Raw genomic sequence first — 18,716 nt, forward strand, 5'->3', positions numbered from 1 at the left:
AGGAAAGTATGTCAATTACATCATTTGTAAAAAGAATTCAAGATATCACTCGAAACGATGCTGGTGTTAATGGTGATGCTCAACGTATTGAGCAAATGTCTTGGTTATTATTCTTAAAAATTTATGATAGCCGTGAAATGGTTTGGGAATTAGAAGAAGACGAGTATGAGTCAATTATCCCAGAGGAATTAAAATGGCGGAATTGGGCTCATGCTCAAAATGGGGAACGGGTATTGACAGGCGATGAATTACTTGATTTTGTCAATAACAAGTTATTCAAAGAGTTGAAAGAGCTTGAAATAACTTCAAATATGCCTATTCGAAAAACGATTGTTAAATCAGCTTTTGAAGATGCGAACAACTATATGAAAAATGGCGTCTTGTTACGCCAAGTCATCAATGTTATTGATGAAGTTGATTTCAATAGCCCTGAAGATCGTCATTCGTTTAATGATATTTACGAAAAAATTCTTAAAGATATTCAAAATGCTGGGAACTCAGGAGAATTTTATACGCCACGTGCAGCGACTGATTTTATCGCCGAAGTTCTTGACCCAAAGCTTGGAGAATCAATGGCAGACCTTGCTTGCGGAACAGGAGGCTTCTTAACTTCGACTCTGAACCGTTTAAGTAGTCAACGTAAAACTAGTGAAGATACCAAAAAATATAATACAGCTGTTTTTGGTATTGAAAAGAAAGCATTTCCTCATCTTTTAGCAGTTACAAATCTGTTTCTTCACGAAATCGATGACCCTAAAATTGTTCATGGAAATACTTTGGAGAAAAATGTTCGTGAATATACGGATGATGAAAAATTTGACATTATTATGATGAATCCACCTTTTGGAGGGTCAGAATTAGAAACAATAAAAAATAACTTTCCAGCAGAATTACGGAGTTCTGAAACGGCTGATTTATTTATGGCTGTCATTATGTATCGTTTGAAAGAAAATGGTCGTGTTGGAGTTATTTTACCTGATGGTTTTCTATTTGGTGAAGGTGTAAAAACTCGCTTGAAACAAAAACTGGTAGATGAGTTCAACTTGCATACGATTATTAGGTTGCCTCATAGTGTCTTTGCACCGTATACAGGAATCCATACGAACATTCTTTTCTTTGATAAAACAAAGAAAACAGAAGAAACTTGGTTTTATCGTTTAGATATGCCAGATGGTTATAAAAATTTCTCGAAAACTAAGCCGATGAAGTCAGAACACTTCAATCCTGTTCGTGACTGGTGGGAAAATCGTGAAGAGATTCTGGAAGGTAAGTTCTACAAATCTAAATCATTTACACCTAGTGAATTGGCTGAGTTGAATTATAATTTAGACCAGTGTGGTTTTCCAAAAGAGGAAGAGGAAATCTTAAATCCCTTTGAGTTGATTCAGAATTATCAAGCGGAAAGAGCAACTTTAAATCATAAGATTGATAATGTATTAGCTGATATTTTGCAGTTGTTGGAGGACAAATAATGACACCAGAACAACTTAAAGCAAGCATTCTCCAAAGAGCGATGGAAGGGAAATTAGTGCCGCAAAATCCCAATGACGAACCTGCAAGTGAATTGTTAAAGAGAATTAAAGCTGAAAAAGAAAAACTTATCAGTGAAGGAAAAATCAAACGAGATAAAAAGGAAACCGAGATATTTCGTGGTGATGATGGGAAACATTATGAGAAGTTCGCTGATGGAAGCACTCAAGAAATTGATGTTCCTTATGATATTCCTGAGAATTGGAAGTGGGTGAGGATAAAATCAATTTATTGGAATTTTGGGCAAAATAAGCCAGAGAAATTCTTTAGGTATATAGATACGTCTAGTATTGATAGAAAAAAGAATATAATCAACTATAAAAATCTACAATATCTTTCACCTGAACAAGCTCCTTCCCGTGCTAGAAAATTAGTTTCGCAGAATAGTGTCTTATTTTCAACAGTTAGACCATATCTAAAAAATATTGCTGTAGTTAGAGAACTTAAAGAGTATTTGATAGCTAGTACAGCATTTATTGTTTTGGATACTTTACTTAACGAAACATATTTGAAATATTATTTATTATCAGATAATTTTATCAATCGTGTTAATAATAAATCTACTGGAACAAGTTATCCTGCAATCAATGATTATAATTTTAATCTATTGTTAATTGCTATCCCTCCGCTAGCCGAACAACAACGAATAGTAGAAGTAATCGAATCAGCTTTAGAAAAAGTAGATGAATATGCTGAAAGTTATAATAGACTAGAACAGCTAGATAAAGAATTTCCAGATAAACTAAAAAAATCTATTCTTCAATATGCTATGCAAGGAAAATTAGTTGAACAAGACCCAAATGATGAATCAGTCGAAGTTTTACTTGAAAAAATACGAGCAGAAAAACAAAAACTCTTCGAAGAAGGCAAGATTAAAAAGAAAGATTTAGAGATTTCAATTGTTTCCCAAGGAGATGATAACTCTTATTATGGGAATATACCTATGAATTGGGTTGTTATAAAAATAAAAGATATTTTTTCAATAAATACAGGTCTTTCTTACAAGAAGGGCGATTTAAGCATTAATAATAAAGGTGTTAGAATTATACGTGGTGGTAATATTAAGCCTTTAGAATTTTCTCTTTTAGATAATGATTACTACATTGATACACAATTCATCTCCTCTGAGCAAGTTTATTTAAAACATAATCAGCTAATAACACCTGTATCAACCTCTTTAGAACATATTGGAAAGTTTGCAAGAATCGATAAAGATTATGATGGTGTTGTGGCTGGTGGATTTATTTTCCAATTAACACCATTCGAAAGTTCAGAGATTACTTCAAAATTTCTATTATTTAACTTGTCCTCTCCGTTATTTTATAAACAATTGAAATCAATAACTAAACTATCAGGTCAAGCTTTATATAATATTTCTAAAACTACACTGAGCGAGCTATTAATTCCGTTAGCTCCTTTTGAGGTACAGGAACTTATTACTCAGAAAGTTGAGAAACTTTTTGAAAAAGTAAGTCAATTCCCTGAGTAATACGCATTTGTTCATTCCTAGGTAATACAGGAATCAATATGTTCCCCAAGTTATTTTTACTAACACCTCCAATTATTCCAGATTTATTTTTTTGGAAATCACTTAAAAATTGTGGACTTTGAAGAAAATAATAAAGAAATTTATTTTCTCCGTAGTAAAATGATAAATTGCACAACTTATTACCAAAGCAGACATCTTGTTTCAACAGTCCTATTTTGCGTCCAGCACTGCCACCTTCTAAGCACAGCAATACAGAATTGAAATAGCTAATTTTGAATTTTGACAAATAGTTATCGGGAATTCTAATGCCGTTATCATAATTAATGGTATTATCAAAATTGACATCCTTGGTAGCAATATAATTAATCCCATCTACTCCAGAAAAATATTTTTTCTTTTCAGTAGAGTTAATACTATTTCCAGTGTAGAGATTGGAGACGCTGTCTAGAGTTGAAAGCATCCAGTTTCTCGGTAACTGCTCATAATAAGAGCCATAATCACAAAAAAATAGCAGATAGTCAATTTGACCACCTGTTATTTTTTTACCAATTAACAATTTTATCTACAATATTTTGTTGTTCGGTAGCTGTTTTTCTTAGATAAATTCGAGTAGTTTCTATACTTTCATGCCCCATCAAATCTGCTAGCAAAGCAATATCGTTATACTTCGCTAAAAAATTCTTAGCAAATAAATGTCTAAAAGAATGAGGATAGACTACTTTAGAATTCATTTTGTATTTATCTGCATAATTTTTTAACTGTTGAGCAACTCCTCTTGCTGTAATTGGTTCGTTAAATTTATTCAAAAATAAATAACCACTTCGGCGATTTTCTGATTCTAACCAACTAAGACAACTATTTCTTAATTTTTTAGGAATGTACAGTCTACGAATTTTACCACCTTTTGAGTAAATGTCAAAATAACCGATTTCTACATGCTCTACTTTTAGTTTAATAAGTTCACTTACACGAGCCCCAGTTGCACCTAAAAACCAAACGACAAAATGCCATTTTAAAATACCATCTTTTTTCAAACTACGTTTAAGAAAAAGGTAATCAGCATGGCTAATGACATCTTCTAAAAACGGTTTTTGCTGTACTTTGACAAATTTTAATTTCAAATCATCATGACCAATAAAGACCAGATATTTATTTACTCCTTGTAGTCGCAAATTGACAGTTTTAGGTTTAAAATTGTCTAATAAATATCCCTTGTATTCAAATAAATCTTCCATTTTGAGTTCGTAATTCTCCAAGAAAAATCGAACACCATAAAGGTACGAACGCACAGTATTTTCAGCTAAACCATCTTTCTTCAAATGTAATTCAAAATCTTTCAACGTAAAACTCCTATCTTATGTTTGATAGAAATTCCACCGCACGTAAAACTATTATACTAAATTAGTCGATTAATTTGTGAGAATATTTGAGTGATTTTACTTGATATACGTTTTTGTTCTTGGATTGGAGGAAGGGCGACTATAAGTTCTTTAAATAATGTTTTATTAAGATGAGGGATCGCAGATCCAGTTTTTGAATTTTTTAAAAGTTCTTTTTTACTGTCTATATATAAATCTATATATTTCTTTGACCCAGCTTCTAGATAGTGAATTTTCTTAAACGTTGACCCCATATATCCATCATGAGGTATTATAAATAACTCTCCTGAATTTTCTCCATCTACAAGAATTACTGTATCTTTTGAATGTACTTTATTGCCTTTTTCTTTAAATTCAGCATCCTTAATCCCTCGTAAAGTCTTTACATCCCAATAAATAAGACGTTCATTTTGTTGTTTAGTTCCATTATCCAATTGCAATAAATTTTTTAATTTAAAAAGTTGCCAAGTATTTGGTACTTCCTCATAATAAGAGTTATCATCTCCTTGGGAAACAATTGAAATCTCTAAATCTTTCTTTTTAATCTTGCCTTCTTCGAAGAGTTTTTGTTTTTCTGCTCGTATTTTTTCAAGTAAAACTTCGACTGATTCATCATTTGGGTCTTGTTCAACTAATTTTCCTTGCATAGCATATTGAAGAATAGATTTTTTTAGTTTATCTGGAAATTCTTTATCTAGCTGTTCTAGTCTATTATAACTTTCAGCATATTCATCTACTTTTTCTAAAGCTGATTCGATTGCTTCTACTATTCGTTGTTGTTCGGATAGTGGGGGGAGAGGGATAATGATATTTCTTAGTCTAGTTAAAGATACAAAACTTTGCACTGCACCAGAAGCATTCTTTTTCAATTCATTAGTATGATATACAATAAAGAAATAGATATACTTCATATTTAAGCTGTTCATATTTTTAAAAATAGCTATATTTTTAACAGAAAAGTCGTAACTGATTTTCGGTACAAGAACGGGATTTCCTATTGTGCCAATCATTGCTAATAAAATATCGTTTTTATCAACTTTTGAACGTTTATTAATTTCCAAAGAGTCTTCAATGCTAATAAGTTTTGATGGTTCTTTGACAAGCTTGCCATCTACTAGATTTTTACTTGTTAATAGAGGTACTCCTTTGTTAACATATTTAGGTGTAGAGTGAGTTCCGTCTCGGACATCTAATACATTATTTATCCTCCTCCACTCCCAACTATCAGGAATATCATAAGGAACATCAATTTCTTGAGTGCTTCCATCAGCAAACTTCTCATAATGTTTCTTATGTGCTTCAAATATATAAAAAGGCGTAAAAATACGCCTATAGATAATGGAGTTAAAATAGGTTTATTGTTGATGAGATTGTAGATAGTTTAATTTTTTACTTCCAAACGAATATTCAAAACCTCCACTTTTTCTGCCTATAGTTGTTCGTCCTAAAATTCAATATTTTCAGGTTTTTTCGTTTAGCAACCTCGGCAGAAATATTCTTCTGGTCGTTCAAGATTCAAAAATCGACAAGCATAAACAAAACGATCGCCATCATCATTTATTGGGATAATATAGTAGATTGAAATAAGATGTGAACAAATCGATTAGGAAAGTTAAATTAATTTCTAGAAATGTTTTAGCAGATGCAGTGTACTATTCTAGTCTCAATTCACTATAGGTTCAAATATATCTTTCAAAAAAATATTTACAGATGTGTAATTTTGAAGCTTGCAAAAGTTAGTGAGCTTGTAGATTTCGATTTGAGGCAGTTTGTTTTCTTTCCCGATATTGTTTTCAAAATTGAATTTTTCTATAATGACTCCTTGGTTTTCTTCTACACGTTTGATGATAGATTTAATTTGCAAAAGAATCAAGAGGATTTTTCGAAAAATAAATAGCGACCGAAATCGCTAATTTAGGGGTTATAAGTATTCGATTGCTTAGACTGCTGTATGACTGCTTACCCTCAGACAATCTTTCTTCTCTATTAGTAAAGGTCTAAATAATTATCAATTTCCCATTGTGAAACGAAGGTTGCATAGCTTGCCCATTCAATTCGTTTGGCTTCAAGGAAGCTAGTGTAGATGTGTTCACCTAGAGCTGCTTTAACCACTTCGTCTTCTGTCATAGCCTTCAAAGCGTTGTGAAGAGTTGATGGAAGATCTGTGATACCAGCCTCTTTACGCTCTTCTGCAGTCATGATATAGATGTTTTCTTCGATTGGCGCTGGTGCTTCGATTTTGTTTTCAATACCGTGCAAACCAACTTCCAAAAGAACAGCCATTGCGATATATGGATTTGCCATTGGGTCTACTGAGCGCAATTCCAAACGAGTTCCCATTCCACGAGTAGCAGGAACGCGCACCAACGGTGAACGGTTACGACCAGCCCAAGCGATGTAAACCGGCGCTTCGTAGCCTGGAACCAAACGTTTGTATGAGTTAACTGTCGGGTTCATGATAGCTGTGTAGTTGTAGGCGTGCTTGATCAAACCACCAAGGAAATGATAGGCTGTTTCTGACAATTGCATTCCTTTTGGATCATTTGGATCAAAGAAAGCGTTGTTCCCTTCATCATCAAACAAGGACATATTGCAGTGCATTCCTGAACCAGCGATACCAAATTTAGGTTTAGCCATAAAGGTTGCATACAAACCATGTTTACGCGCAATTGTCTTTACAACAAGTTTAAAGATTTGAATCTTGTCACATGCACGAAGAACTTCATCATACTTAAAGTCAATCTCATGTTGACCTACGGCAACTTCGTGGTGACTGGCCTCTACTTCAAATCCCATCTTGGTCAAGACATTCACAATCTCACGACGAGTATTGTCGGCAAGGTCAGTAGGTGCCAAGTCAAAGTAACCGCCCTTGTCATTTACTTCAAGAGTTGGGTCTCCATTTTCATCAAGCTTAAATAGGAAGAATTCTGGTTCCGGACCAAGGTTGAAAGATTTGAATCCAACTTTCTCCATGTGATGAAGAGCTCGTTTAAGGTTGCTTCGAGGATCTCCAGCAAATGGCTCTCCTTCTGTTGTATAGACATCACAGATTAATCCTGCAACACTACCGTTCTCATCTCCCCAAGGGAAGACAGTCCATGTGTCCAGGTCAGGGTACAAGTACATATCTGATTCATTGATACGAACAAACCCTTCAATAGAAGATCCATCAAACATAGCCTTGTTTGACAAGACCTTGTCTAGTTGTTCATCTGTAGCAGGAATTTCGACGTTTTTCATTGTTCCCAAAATATCTGAAAACATGAGACGGATAAAGGTTACATTTTTTTCCTTAACTTCACGACGAATATCTGCAGCTGTGATTGGCATGGTTTTTCTCCTTATATATGACGATTTGCGGTTGCCTAACCGCGACCAAAAGGTGATTGTTGAGAAGCAAAGCGACTTTGTTGAAGAACTTCATTCCGAAGGGCCCGACGAACCTCAGTTTGACTAACTGGTTTCTTGGCTTTCGCCTCACGTTCGGCATATTTTTTCTTGATAGCAGCAATGTTCAGACCTTCAGAGATATAGTCCTTAATCTCAAGCAACCGATCCATATCATTTAAAGAATACATCCGGCGGTTACCTTCGTTTCGATCAGGTTTTATCAACTCCTGATCTTCATAATAACGAATTTGACGCGCCGAAAGATCGGTCAGCTTCATAACACTACCAATGGGGAAAACTGCCATATTGCGACGAAATTCTTTTTCCTTCATGTGCACTTCCTCTTCTTTCTGTCTATTATAGTCTAAAAAAAATCAATCGTCAATTGTTAATGTCATATCTTGTGACATTATTTTATTTTTTCTGTATGAGACTCCGCAAGCGATCAATATCATAATTTACTAGAATTGCTACAAAAACTCCCATAAAAGTCTCAAAAACTCGAGCAAACACGTACAAAACAGTCTCTCCGCTCGGAATTGATAGGGTAATAATCAGCATAGCTGCAACTCCCCCAATGACTCCCGACTTATTGTTCATGGCAACATTTGTCATGATGGTTAACATGGTACATATCGGAACCACAAGGAGAGTTACCCAAAAGGCTCCATGAAAAAAGTTGTTCAAGAGAAAGAAAATCAGCGCATAAAAACCACCGATACTATTCCCTAAGATACGAGATGTCCCAAAGTGGACACTCTTATCAAAGTCTTCTCTCAAGCTAAAAACGGCTGTAAGAGCTCCAATCTGAAGTCCCTTCCATCCAAAAAAACCAAAAATCATGAGGACCAAAAAAACAGCGATTCCTGTTTTAAAGGTGCGCATCCCCAACTTGAACTTGTTTTTATCAAATCTATACTTTTTAAAATAACTCATCATTTCATCTTTCTTTTTTTCCATTTTATCATAATTTTACTTTTTTGAGAAAAGGATTCGTCAAATGAAGAAAATAAGAACTAAAAAGAGAAGGGAATAAACCCTTCTCTTTTTCAATTCGATATTCTATTTTAGAATAAATACATGAAAGCCAAGGCCACGAGACTGGCAAGCAAGCCCACTCCCCAGAAGAAGAAATCGACCTTCCACTCACTCCAGGCTTGGCCTTTACCAGAAAACCCACCCAACTCAAAATGGTGATGAACTGGTGTCATTCGGAAGATACGTTTTCCTCCAGTCAACTTAAAGTAGGCAACTTGCATCATGACAGATGTTGTTTCAAAAACATACACTATACCAATCAGAAGTAGCGTCCATTCTTGGTGCAGAGCCATAGAAATAGCGGCCAACATCCCTCCAAGAGCAAGACTTCCGACATCTCCCATGAATACCTTAGCAGGCTTATGGTTAAAGACAAAGAAACCAAGAAGACCACCAATCATGGCAAGAATCACTAGGAGAATATCCAATTGGTTTTGTACATAAGCAATGATTCCATAGGCAGACAGACTAATCACCACTGAAATACTTGCCAAGCCATCAATTCCGTCAGTCAAGTTAACAGCATTTGAAAAACCAACTAACCAGAAGAGAGCAAAGAAAATGTAAAGAGCGCCTAAGTGCAATGGATACCCAAATACATTTAAGACATCCCCTCCTCTTTCATAAAAGAGATAGAAGATAACTCCTCCTACTAATTGAAGCAAGAGCTTTTGTTTAGGATTGAGCCCTTCATTGATTTTACGAAAAACCTTGAGGAAATCATCTAAGAAGCCAACCAAACCATACAAAACGAGAATAAAGAGTATCATTCCAACATTGTTGGTTAGTTGATTAGTTAAAAGTGCAAGAACTAAACTAACTAAAACGCTTGTTACGAGGAAGACAATTCCTCCCATTGTCGGCGTCCCAGCTTTTGCCTGGTGTTGTTTAACATCCTCATGCATCTGTTGACCAGTAATCTGTGCTTTACGGTAAAAACGGATAAAAGCTGGAATTCCTACCACTGTAAGAACAAAAGTAAGGATTCCAGGAAAGATAGAAACTAGCATTCTAATCTCCTAAAGTTATTTTTATTTTCTGTATATTTTTTAAAGCTGTATTGGTACGAACACTTTGTTTTTTTACAGTTTCTCCTGTACCTTCAAATTCTACTTCGATATCCAGCCATTTTGCAAAAGTTTCGACATTCTTCTTAGACCATCCGTACAAATCAGGCATTTCTTCTACCTTATCAGAAAGGAGTAAGATCTGCTCATTTGCGTCTAAATTGGTTCCTTCTGCCGCTGAACTTTCTTTGATTTTCGTTCCTGAACCGATAACGATTGGTTGAACAAGGTTACGTCGTAGTTCTTCTGCTAAATCTCCAGGGCTATAGTCTTTTGTCGAAGGCATAGCATAGTTAGTCGTAGTTGTAACCTGATCCAGACTTTTAGCAGTTGATTGAAGATTGAGAGATTCTTTCATCGCAGAAGCACGCTCCAAGATAGGGTTAGCGAACTCACCCAACTGAATCCCAGAATAATGCTGAGGTTGTTGAACTGTCACATAGAGAATAAAATCAGGATTTTCAGAAGGATGCATGGTTACTACAGAAAAGATATGATTGGTTTCCCCAACTAAGTATCCTCCATTTTTCTCATCTGCAATCTGAGCAGTCCCTGATTTCAAGGCTACATTATAGCCAGGAACATTGACTGTTCCCTTACCTGTACTGTGGTTGTACATCGTACCATAGGTAGGATCCGTACCAACCATAACCATGTGATCCCGAGTCAAGCTAGCTGCTTCTTTAGAGACCGGATTTCCCACGACTTCTTTTTGTGATTTACGAACCGTTTGATCATTTGGATCATAGAGCGCACTGATAAACTTAGGCTCCAACATAATCCCATCATTAGCTATCGCAGTAAAGGCACGAAGCATCTGAGTTTGTGTAACGGAAATACCTTGACCGAAGGAACTCATGGCAATATTAACGATATTGTCCTCAGGTAATTGCCCAGCATACTCATCACTCATACCAAAACGAGTCGGCACTCCAAATTTGAAACGACTGAGGTAATCCAACCAAGTGGTATCCCCCATTTTTTGTTCGAGCAAGGTCATACCGACATTACTAGAGTGAGCAAAACCTTGCGAGAAGGTCATCATTCCACCGCTTGTCAAACCTTCGTTAACGTCCCAGTCCTTGATAGTGGCATCAGCTACCTTCAATTCGCTACTGTTGAAATATTCTCCTCCAGGGAAGGTATTATTGTCAATTGCTGAAGCTAAAGTAATCACCTTCATGGTTGAACCTGGTTCATAGTTACTTTGGTAAAGGATATCACGCCAGACAAAGTCCTCTGTAATCCCTTCTTTGGTATCAGCATCAAAGGTTGGTCTTTGAGTTGTAGCGAGAATCTCTCCCGTTTTAGCACTAACCAAGGTCGCAGTCATATATTTACCCTTGACTTTTTCTTGGAAGGCATCCATTTGACTTTCCATGAAAGATTGTAAAGGACTAGATAGGGTCGTATATACGTCTTTCCCGTTTACAGTCTGTCGGGTAACTTGCTCCGTTCCTGGAACAATATTCCCTAAGCGGTCTTTTTCATAGGTAATGATACCATCTGTTCCCGCTAACAAGCTATTCAAGGAACTCTCAACACCAGACGTCCCAATGAGACTCTTTGAACCATCCTCATTTTCGTGCAACTGCGCTAGTCCGATGAAAGATGAAGCAAATTTTCCATTAGGATAGCTTCGATTTGGGCTTGTTGTAAAATCAACTCCCTCAACCTTAGCTGTTTCCAAATCCTTTTTAATGGACATCATATTGGCATAGGTAATACCATTCCCCTTTACACCAAAGGAAACTTGCTTAAGATTAGGTTGAGAAAGTTGTTCCTTGACGTAGGACTCATCCATATCTAGATATTTATGGAAGACTTCTGCAACCTTGCTATACTGAGACTCCTCTACATAAAGAATTTTCCCATTTGCAGATTTATATTCCTTATCGATAATCGCATAAATGTTGTAGGATGTTGCATCCTCAGCAATTGGTGTACCATTACGGTCATAGATAGTTCCTCGTTTTGCAGGAACTGTCCGAGTTGTTTGGTGGACCCTGCTTGCTTCCTTAACTAGGTCAACACCAAATTTTGAGCCTGTACCAATAATTACCGCAAAGTTAACCAAAAAAACAGCAAAGAGAAAGACAGCCAGAAGGCTCAAATTCTTTCCCACTAGTCTGCGGTTTTCTGTTGGGGATTTGCGATTTTTAATGGCAAAGCGTATGATTCGTTCTTTCCAGTTTTTCATTTACTACTCCGCCGATCGGATATTTTCATTATTTAATTGCAAGTCTTGTGAGTCTGCAATTCCGGTCAAACGTTCTGATCGGATCAATTCATTAACTTCTTGTTTAGCATCATCCAGCTCTGTCTTTTTTTCCTCAATTTGTGAATTGACTGTTGTCAAATCACTCTGAACCTGCAAAAGTTGAGTCTGCATATAGACTACACTGATTGCTAAGACGAGAGCTGTGATGGCAATTGAAAAGTAAAAGGCCTTTTCAACACGTGAAAATTTTTTTATACGAGCTTGTAGCAATTGGCTCGTTGTTCCTCTGTTTTCTGCCATTATTTCCTCTTACTTGTGAATTTTTCTTGCCACTCGAAGCTTGGCCGAGTGGGAACGATTATTGGCTTCCAATTCTTCCTTGCTTGGTAAAATCGGTTTTCGAGATACCAATTCCATTTTGGGCTTGAGATCGTCTGGGATGAAGGGCAAACCTTTAGGAACTTCAACTGTGGAAGCTTCCTTAAATAACTGTTTGGTCAAGCGGTCCTCCAGCGAATGGAAGGTAATCACTGATATTCTGCCATCTAGAGCCAGCATATCCATAGCTTGCTGGATTGATTCATCTGCAGCACCCAGTTCATCATTGACCTCTATACGGATAGCTTGGAAAATTTGTTTGGCTGGGTGGCCTTTTTTCTTGAGCTCCTTTGCCGGTTTGGCAGATTTAATAATCTCTGCCAATTCCGTCGTGGTCTCAATTGGTTTCTGTTCACGCGCCTGTTCAATTTTTCGAGCAATCTGTTTGGAAAACTTGTCCTCTCCATATTTGAAAAAGATTCTTACCAAATCATGGTAGTCGTAGTGATTAACGACTTCATAAGCGGTCAAACTAGCTTCCTGATTCATGCGCATATCCAGCGGTGCATCCTTCTTATAGGAAAAACCACGTTCACGCTGATCCAACTGCGGGCTTGACACACCTAAATCATAACAAATTCCATCAATTTCAGTCACACCTAAGTCATGTAAGCGGTCCTTCAAATGACGGAAATTATCCTTGATGAAGGTGACCATTCCCTTTTCGATATAAGGAGCCAAACGTTTTTGCGCATTATCAATGGCATTCTGGTCTTGGTCAAAGGCATAGAGATGCCCTTTCTCGTTTAACTTACTTAATAAATACTCGCTGTGGCCCGCTCCACCCAAAGTCGCATCAACATAAATACCGTCAGGTTTTACATCTAGCATATCAATTGTTTCATAAAGCATAACCGTTACATGATGAAATTCTTTAGTCATATCTTATCTATTTTACCATAATTCTGACAAGCTTGCACCCGCTAAAGCCAAAACATTCCATTGCTACTTTATTCCTTGTATTCAAGAGGTTTCTCAGCTACTTGAGCTAGCGCTGAGTCTACTTCTAGATTTAAGTGTTGATGAACTGCCTCTGCCACTGCTCTTGGTATACCAACTGCAACAATCTCGTCCACACTGGCTTCCTTGATTTTTGTCAGAGATTTGAAATATTTCATCAAATTCTGCTTGCGTTTGGGGCCTAAGCCTTCAATTCCATCCAATTGAGAGGAGAAGGAATTTTTAGAACGAAGTTGACGGTGGAATGTAATGGCAAAGCGGTGTACCTCATCCTGAATGCGTTGCAAGAGGAAAAATTCCTGAGAATTGCGAGACAACTCTACCACCTCAAGCGGATCTCCAAAGAGTAATTCATGGGTTTGGTGCTTGTCATTTTTTTGAAGTCCTGCGATCGGAATATCTAAGCCTAACTCTTCTTGAATAACCTGCTTAGCAATATTTACTTGACCTTGTCCCCCATCGATGACGATTAGATCTGGCGGTGTCAAACCGTCACGCTGAACCCGTCCATAACGTCTACGAATGACCTCTCGCATACTTGCATAGTCATCTGGTCCGACCACAGTCTTGATTTTATACTTACGGTAATCCTTCTTGCTCGGTTTTCCGTTGACAAAAACAACCATAGCAGAGACTGGACTAGTCCCCATAATATTAGAGTTATCAAAAGACTCGATACGGACTGGGATTGGAATTTGTAGAAGTCGCCCAAGATTTTCAATAGCCCCTTGAGTCTTTTCAACTGATTTCTCTAACAGATTAAATTTCTGCTCTAAGCTAACACGAGCATTTTTGATAGCTAGATTGACTAGTTGCTTCTTCTCACCACGTTGGGGCTTAAGAACCTTGGTATCTACCAAGGCCTTAACGGCTTCTTCATCAATATCCTGAGGTATCAAAATTTCATTAGGTACCAAGTGAGATTTCTCCTGGTAAAACTGCCCCACATAGGTCAAGAAATCCTCGTCTGGATCGTTGTAGTAAGGGAAGAGATTGACATCGCGTTCAATCAGTTTACCTTGACGGACAAAGAAAACCTGAACACACATCCAACCCTTATCCACGTAGTAACCAAATACATCACGATTTTGGAGGTCTTTAGCCATGACTCGTTGCTTAGTCCGCAGAGTGCCGATGGCCTGGATTAGATCACGATATTCCGCCGCACGCTCAAACTCCATACTTTGGGCTGCCACAGCCATCTTCTCCTTGAGGTCATCAATGATTTTATCGTCTTGTCCCTTGAGAAAATCAGAGACTTCTTGGGACATAGCTTTAAAATAGGCTTCATCCTTTCGACAAACCGTGTGAGCCATGCACTGCCCTATATGGTAATAAAAACAAACCTTTGATGGAGGATTGGTACACTTGCGAAAAGGGAAAATCCGATCCAATAGCCGTTTGATTTCATTGGCTGCCCCCACATCCGGATAGGGACCAAAATAGAGACCTCCGTCTTTTTTGACCTGACGGGTGATAATCAAGCGAGGATAGCGCTCATTGGTGATTTTGATGAAAGGATAGGACTTATCATCCTTGAGCATAATATTGTACTTAGGCTTGTTTTCCTTGATGAGATTAATCTCTAAAAGAAGGGCCTCAATATTAGACTCCGTGACAATAAACTCAAAATCCACAATCTCAGATACCAGGGCTTCTGTCTTGGTATCATGGCTCCCACGGAAGTAGGACCGCACCCGATTGCGCAGATTTTTAGCCTTTCCTACATAAATGATAGTGCCGTTTTTATCTTTGTGAATGTAACAACCAGGGCTAGTCGGCAAGAGCTCCAGTTTTGATTTGATCAAGTTATTCATAGTTCCATTATAGCAAAAAGCCCCCTGTATTGCTTAAATCAGAGGGCTCCTGTTTCCTTAGAAAATCACTTATTCTCCAGACTCATATAGTTCTTGAACTTCTTTTACATCTTGAGCTTGGATTCCATAATAGGAGCCTGCTGGTTGCATAACCGAAACTTCATTGGTATGTTCCAAACCGATCGCATGACCGAGTTCATGCTCTGCTGTATGCATGATACGATCATAGCTATAGCCATAGTTTGGGTTGGATAGATAATAATGATTTAAACGAACCGTTACTGAAGTAAATTGTTTGGTTAGGAGATTTGTCTGACTCTCCGCCTCACCTGCTACAGCTGTCGAACCGTCATTCATTTCAGTAGCGAAAATATCGGCCTGGTCCGCTTCTGTTACAAGCTCAAAGTTAAAAGCCCCTGTCTGATTCCAGTTAGCAATAGCTTCAAGGTAGGCCTTTTGGAAAGTAGCATCCTTTTGAGGATCAATATAGATAGTTGCTTGCGCCTTTGACCATTTCGCTCCTGAAGCCTGATGATGATCTGTCTGAGACAGACCTTGTAATTTACCAGTTTCTTGCCATTGTTGCCAACCTGCTTGGCCGACTTGAACCACTTTGCTAACTTGATTTAGAGTAGCAGGTAAATTACCTGTCACATACCAGAGAATCCCAAAAGTGATGAGAATGAAGAAGATTAGCGTCCATACCAGGCGCCAAAACATACGCAAAATTCCTAGTAAGAATCGATATAAAACACGAATAATCCAGCCCATGATTTGCCCACCTTTCAAAAAAAATAAGAACCTATCTTTAAGCCATGGATTTCCATCCTAAAGATAGGTTCACTATTCTACTAAAACAAACTGAAAGAAAGCTAAAATTAAGACAAGCGTTCTTCTAAAACAAAATCGATTGGCAGAGTAGTCAAAAAACGTTCCAATTGTTTTTCCCAATAATACCACTCGTGGGTTCCTGCACTATGGGTGTAGGTCACATCAAAACCAAGTTTCTTGAGGTTTTTCACTGCTAGGTTATTGGCAGCATACAAGAAATCTTGCTCGCCACACCATACCCAGAGTTTGGTTTTCTTATCAGACTTTTTAGCCAGTGTTTCAAGTGAGTAAGGACTATTCACCCAATCATTAACTTTTCCAAACACACCTCTCCAGTAAGCACGCGTTCCTAAATCTTGACTCTCAGGAGAAAACTCCTCGAAACTAAGTGCCCCAGAAAAGCTAGCGGCATGGGAGAAACGGTCAGTTGACAATGCTAGCTTAAAGGAACCGTAGCCTCCCATTGATAAACCAGCAATGAAGGTCTTTTCTCGTTTGTTGGTCATATTGGGGAAGAAGCGTTTGAGCACCTTAGGCAATTCTTCTGCTAGAGCTGTGTAGTAGTTATAGCCGTACTGAGTATCTGTATACCAGCCGTTACTTGTATTCGGCATGACAACAATTAGATTAGTCCCTCGCACCAAGCGCTCTACATTGGTTCGTTTGAGCCAGCTGTTGTGGTTCCCTGACATTCCGTGAAGGAGATAGAGAACGGGAATATCTGTACTGTTTGGCTCTGTCACCCGAGATGCATCAGGATAGAGAACATTTACTCCCCACTCCATATCTAAAACTTCTGAGTAATACTCAATCTTCATTACTGCCATAACTTGCTCCTTATTCGTTTGAGATAAGAAAAAGCCGAAACTCGACTTTCTCTCTTGCTATTGAATCCTTATTTTGCTTCCATGACTACTGGTAAAATGGCTGGACGACGTTTGGTTTGATCAAAGAGGAACTTAGCCAAATTATCACGTACTTTACCTTTAAGATCAGCCCAGTCAAAGTCCTCACCTTGGAGATAGTCCTCAACTGTTTGGTTCACCAACTCTGTACTCTCGCGCAGAATATCTCGACTCTTCTTGAGGTAGACAAATCCACGTGTATGCACTCGAGCCTTGGCAATGATTTTCTTCTCGCGACGGTTAACAGTAATAGCCACAATGAAAATACCATCTTCTGACAAGACCTTACGGTCACGAAGAACGACATTCCCAACATCCCCAATGGCATTTCCGTCAATCAAGACATCTCCTGCAGCAACTGCACCAGACGGGACAAAGTCCCCATGTTCATAAGACATGGTTGTACCCTTTTTCGGGATAAAAATGCGTTCTGGCAACAACCCAACAGCCATAGCTGCCTTGGCATGAGCGTCCAACTCACGGTATTCTCCCTGGATTGGGAAGAGATACTGAGGATGCAAGAGATTGATCATTAATTGAAGATCACGCGCATTCCCATGTCCTGATACACGTAAACTTTGAGTAATCGGTTTAACGACACCACCTGCTTGGTAGACCATATTTTCTACACGTGCCATCACAGCTTCTTTAGCGATTGATGGCGTTGTAACGATATAGACCAAGTCACCATCTTTGATTTCGACATAGCGGTGACGACCGATTGACATTTTACGGAGTCCATTAATCGGTTCACCCATACGACCGGTTTCAAGGATGATTAACTCGTGGTCTTCAAAACGAGACATATCTTTAGGTTTAATCAAGAGACTTTCGTTAGCCAATGACAATTTTTTCAAGCGAATGGCTGTACGAACGATATTTTCAATATCAAATCCAGTCAAAACAACGCGACGTCCTGTCTCTGCAGCAGCATCAAAGACTTGCTGAATGCGAGAAAGGTTACTTGCAACAGCGGCTACAATGATACGTCCATCCCAGTCAGAAATGGTTTGCGTAATTTCATCACCAACTTCACTTTCGCTGGCTACTTGAATATTACTGTCTGCGTTTGCTGAGTCGCTTAGAAGAGCTAAAACTCCTTCGCGACCAATTTCTGCTAAACGACCAAAGTCAGTCGCATATGATTCGCTAGCCGTTTGGTCAAATTTGAAGTCCCCTGTATAAACGATACTTCCTTCAGATGTTTTCAAAACGACACCCAGACTCTCTGGGATAGAGTGAGTTGTGCGGAAGAAGGAAACCTCCGTACCGCCAAAGTCGATTTCTGTATTTTCATCAATAACATGGAAATCATCGAATTTTTTAGCACTATCATTTCCTTTAACAAAAAGCTTAGCAAGCTCAATTGTCAACTCTGAGCCAAAAACAGGAACTTTCACTTCTGACAAAAGATAAGGAAGAGCTCCAATCGCATCCGCATGTCCGTGCGTTAAAAAGACACCTGCAATACGGTCGCTATTTTCAAACAGATATTCCATATTTGGAATAACGACATCGACACCCAACTGCTCATTTTCAGGATATTTTAAACCTGCATCTAAAACAAAGATTGAATCGTTAATTTCTGCGATGTACATGTTTTTCCCGTTTTCACGAACACCGCCTAAAGTTGTTAATTTAATATTGGTCATTTTCCCTCCGAAGTATTACTATAACGTGTTTGTAGAGTCTTCACAACTCTCTTTTT

Annotated in this window: 18 protein-coding genes; 3 read left to right on the top strand and 15 right to left on the bottom strand. The window is 38.0% G+C overall.

The genetic code is table 11. The features are described 5' to 3' along the window. Nucleotides 1-8 precede the first annotated feature (8 nt). Nucleotides 9-1,472 carry a class I SAM-dependent DNA methyltransferase gene (locus tag K1I61_RS05065; RefSeq protein WP_000029046.1) on the top strand — a complete coding sequence of 488 codons (1,464 nt, stop codon included), beginning with the start codon at nucleotides 9-11 and terminating at the stop codon, nucleotides 1,470-1,472. After that, on the top strand, nucleotides 1,472-3,019 hold the full coding sequence (locus K1I61_RS05070; RefSeq protein WP_223335807.1) for a restriction endonuclease subunit S: 1,548 nt from the start codon (nucleotides 1,472-1,474) through the stop codon (nucleotides 3,017-3,019). The genes K1I61_RS05065 and K1I61_RS05070 overlap by 1 nt, the downstream gene beginning before the upstream one ends. Here K1I61_RS05070 and K1I61_RS05075 read toward each other — a convergent pair. The 4 genes from K1I61_RS05075 to K1I61_RS09020 all read right to left on the bottom strand — a co-directional run bounded on the left by K1I61_RS05075 (nucleotide 2,967) and on the right by K1I61_RS09020 (nucleotide 6,211). Beyond that, nucleotides 2,967-3,575, bottom strand: a complete 609-nt coding sequence (locus tag K1I61_RS05075) for a restriction endonuclease subunit S (RefSeq protein ID WP_223333700.1) — start codon at nucleotides 3,573-3,575, stop codon at nucleotides 2,967-2,969. The two genes, K1I61_RS05070 and K1I61_RS05075, sit on opposite strands and share 53 nt — an antisense overlap. After that, on the bottom strand, nucleotides 3,562-4,359 hold the full coding sequence (gene psrA, locus K1I61_RS05080) for a tyrosine-type DNA invertase PsrA (protein WP_006147894.1): 798 nt from the start codon (nucleotides 4,357-4,359) through the stop codon (nucleotides 3,562-3,564). Before psrA ends, K1I61_RS05075 begins: the two co-directional genes overlap by 14 nt. A 56-nt stretch (nucleotides 4,360-4,415) precedes the next feature. Then, nucleotides 4,416-5,630, bottom strand: a complete 1,215-nt coding sequence (locus tag K1I61_RS09015) for a restriction endonuclease subunit S (RefSeq protein WP_223335810.1) — start codon at nucleotides 5,628-5,630, stop codon at nucleotides 4,416-4,418. Nucleotides 5,631-6,061: 431 nt separating this feature from the next. Further along, nucleotides 6,062-6,211, bottom strand: coding sequence for a cell envelope (locus tag K1I61_RS09020; protein ID WP_080555153.1), 150 nt, complete (start codon nucleotides 6,209-6,211; stop codon nucleotides 6,062-6,064). Here K1I61_RS09020 and K1I61_RS05095 point away from each other — a divergent pair. Further along, nucleotides 6,158-6,295: a hypothetical protein gene (locus tag K1I61_RS05095; protein ID WP_029689678.1), complete on the top strand. Its 138-nt coding sequence runs from the start codon at nucleotides 6,158-6,160 to the stop codon at nucleotides 6,293-6,295. The two genes, K1I61_RS09020 and K1I61_RS05095, sit on opposite strands and share 54 nt — an antisense overlap. Before the next feature lie 89 nt (nucleotides 6,296-6,384). On the opposite strand, the gene glnA is transcribed toward K1I61_RS05095, so the two are convergent. From glnA to K1I61_RS05150, 11 genes are all read right to left on the bottom strand, one after another. Beyond that, nucleotides 6,385-7,731, bottom strand: coding sequence for a type I glutamate--ammonia ligase (gene glnA / locus K1I61_RS05100; RefSeq protein ID WP_004251784.1), 1,347 nt, complete (start codon nucleotides 7,729-7,731; stop codon nucleotides 6,385-6,387). Between the two features lie 35 nt (nucleotides 7,732-7,766). Then, the gene (gene glnR / locus K1I61_RS05105; RefSeq protein WP_000659542.1) at nucleotides 7,767-8,123 is read right to left on the bottom strand and encodes a transcriptional repressor GlnR; all 357 of its coding nucleotides are present in this window, start codon (nucleotides 8,121-8,123) and stop codon (nucleotides 7,767-7,769) included. 82 nt (nucleotides 8,124-8,205) lie between these two features. Further along, nucleotides 8,206-8,727, bottom strand: a complete 522-nt coding sequence (locus K1I61_RS05110; RefSeq protein ID WP_223333702.1) for an FUSC family protein — start codon at nucleotides 8,725-8,727, stop codon at nucleotides 8,206-8,208. 131 nt (nucleotides 8,728-8,858) lie between these two features. Then, on the bottom strand, nucleotides 8,859-9,839 hold the full coding sequence (gene mraY / locus K1I61_RS05115) for a phospho-N-acetylmuramoyl-pentapeptide-transferase (protein ID WP_223333704.1): 981 nt from the start codon (nucleotides 9,837-9,839) through the stop codon (nucleotides 8,859-8,861). Nucleotide 9,840: 1 nt separating this feature from the next. Beyond that, on the bottom strand, nucleotides 9,841-12,096 hold the full coding sequence (gene pbp2x, locus K1I61_RS05120) for a penicillin-binding protein PBP2X (protein ID WP_223333706.1): 2,256 nt from the start codon (nucleotides 12,094-12,096) through the stop codon (nucleotides 9,841-9,843). 3 nt (nucleotides 12,097-12,099) lie between these two features. Next, entirely contained in the window at nucleotides 12,100-12,417 is a 318-nt protein-coding gene (gene ftsL / locus K1I61_RS05125; RefSeq protein WP_024053600.1) for a cell division protein FtsL, read from the bottom strand. Between the two features lie 9 nt (nucleotides 12,418-12,426). Then, nucleotides 12,427-13,377 carry a 16S rRNA (cytosine(1402)-N(4))-methyltransferase RsmH gene (rsmH, locus tag K1I61_RS05130; RefSeq protein WP_223333708.1) on the bottom strand — a complete coding sequence of 317 codons (951 nt, stop codon included), beginning with the start codon at nucleotides 13,375-13,377 and terminating at the stop codon, nucleotides 12,427-12,429. Between the two features lie 68 nt (nucleotides 13,378-13,445). Next, entirely contained in the window at nucleotides 13,446-15,272 is a 1,827-nt protein-coding gene (gene uvrC / locus K1I61_RS05135; protein WP_223333710.1) for an excinuclease ABC subunit UvrC, read from the bottom strand. Between the two features lie 69 nt (nucleotides 15,273-15,341). Then, nucleotides 15,342-16,043, bottom strand: a complete 702-nt coding sequence (locus tag K1I61_RS05140) for a M57 family metalloprotease (RefSeq protein WP_223333712.1) — start codon at nucleotides 16,041-16,043, stop codon at nucleotides 15,342-15,344. A gap of 107 nt (nucleotides 16,044-16,150) precedes the next feature. Then, nucleotides 16,151-16,930 carry an alpha/beta hydrolase gene (locus K1I61_RS05145; protein ID WP_223333714.1) on the bottom strand — a complete coding sequence of 260 codons (780 nt, stop codon included), beginning with the start codon at nucleotides 16,928-16,930 and terminating at the stop codon, nucleotides 16,151-16,153. 68 nt (nucleotides 16,931-16,998) lie between these two features. Beyond that, entirely contained in the window at nucleotides 16,999-18,660 is a 1,662-nt protein-coding gene (locus tag K1I61_RS05150) for a ribonuclease J (RefSeq protein WP_223333716.1), read from the bottom strand. Between the last annotated feature and the right edge of the window lie 56 nt (nucleotides 18,661-18,716).

Source organism: Streptococcus infantis, assembly GCF_019929665.1.
In the GTDB taxonomy this organism is placed as follows: Bacteria; Bacillota; Bacilli; order Lactobacillales; family Streptococcaceae; genus Streptococcus; species Streptococcus infantis_H.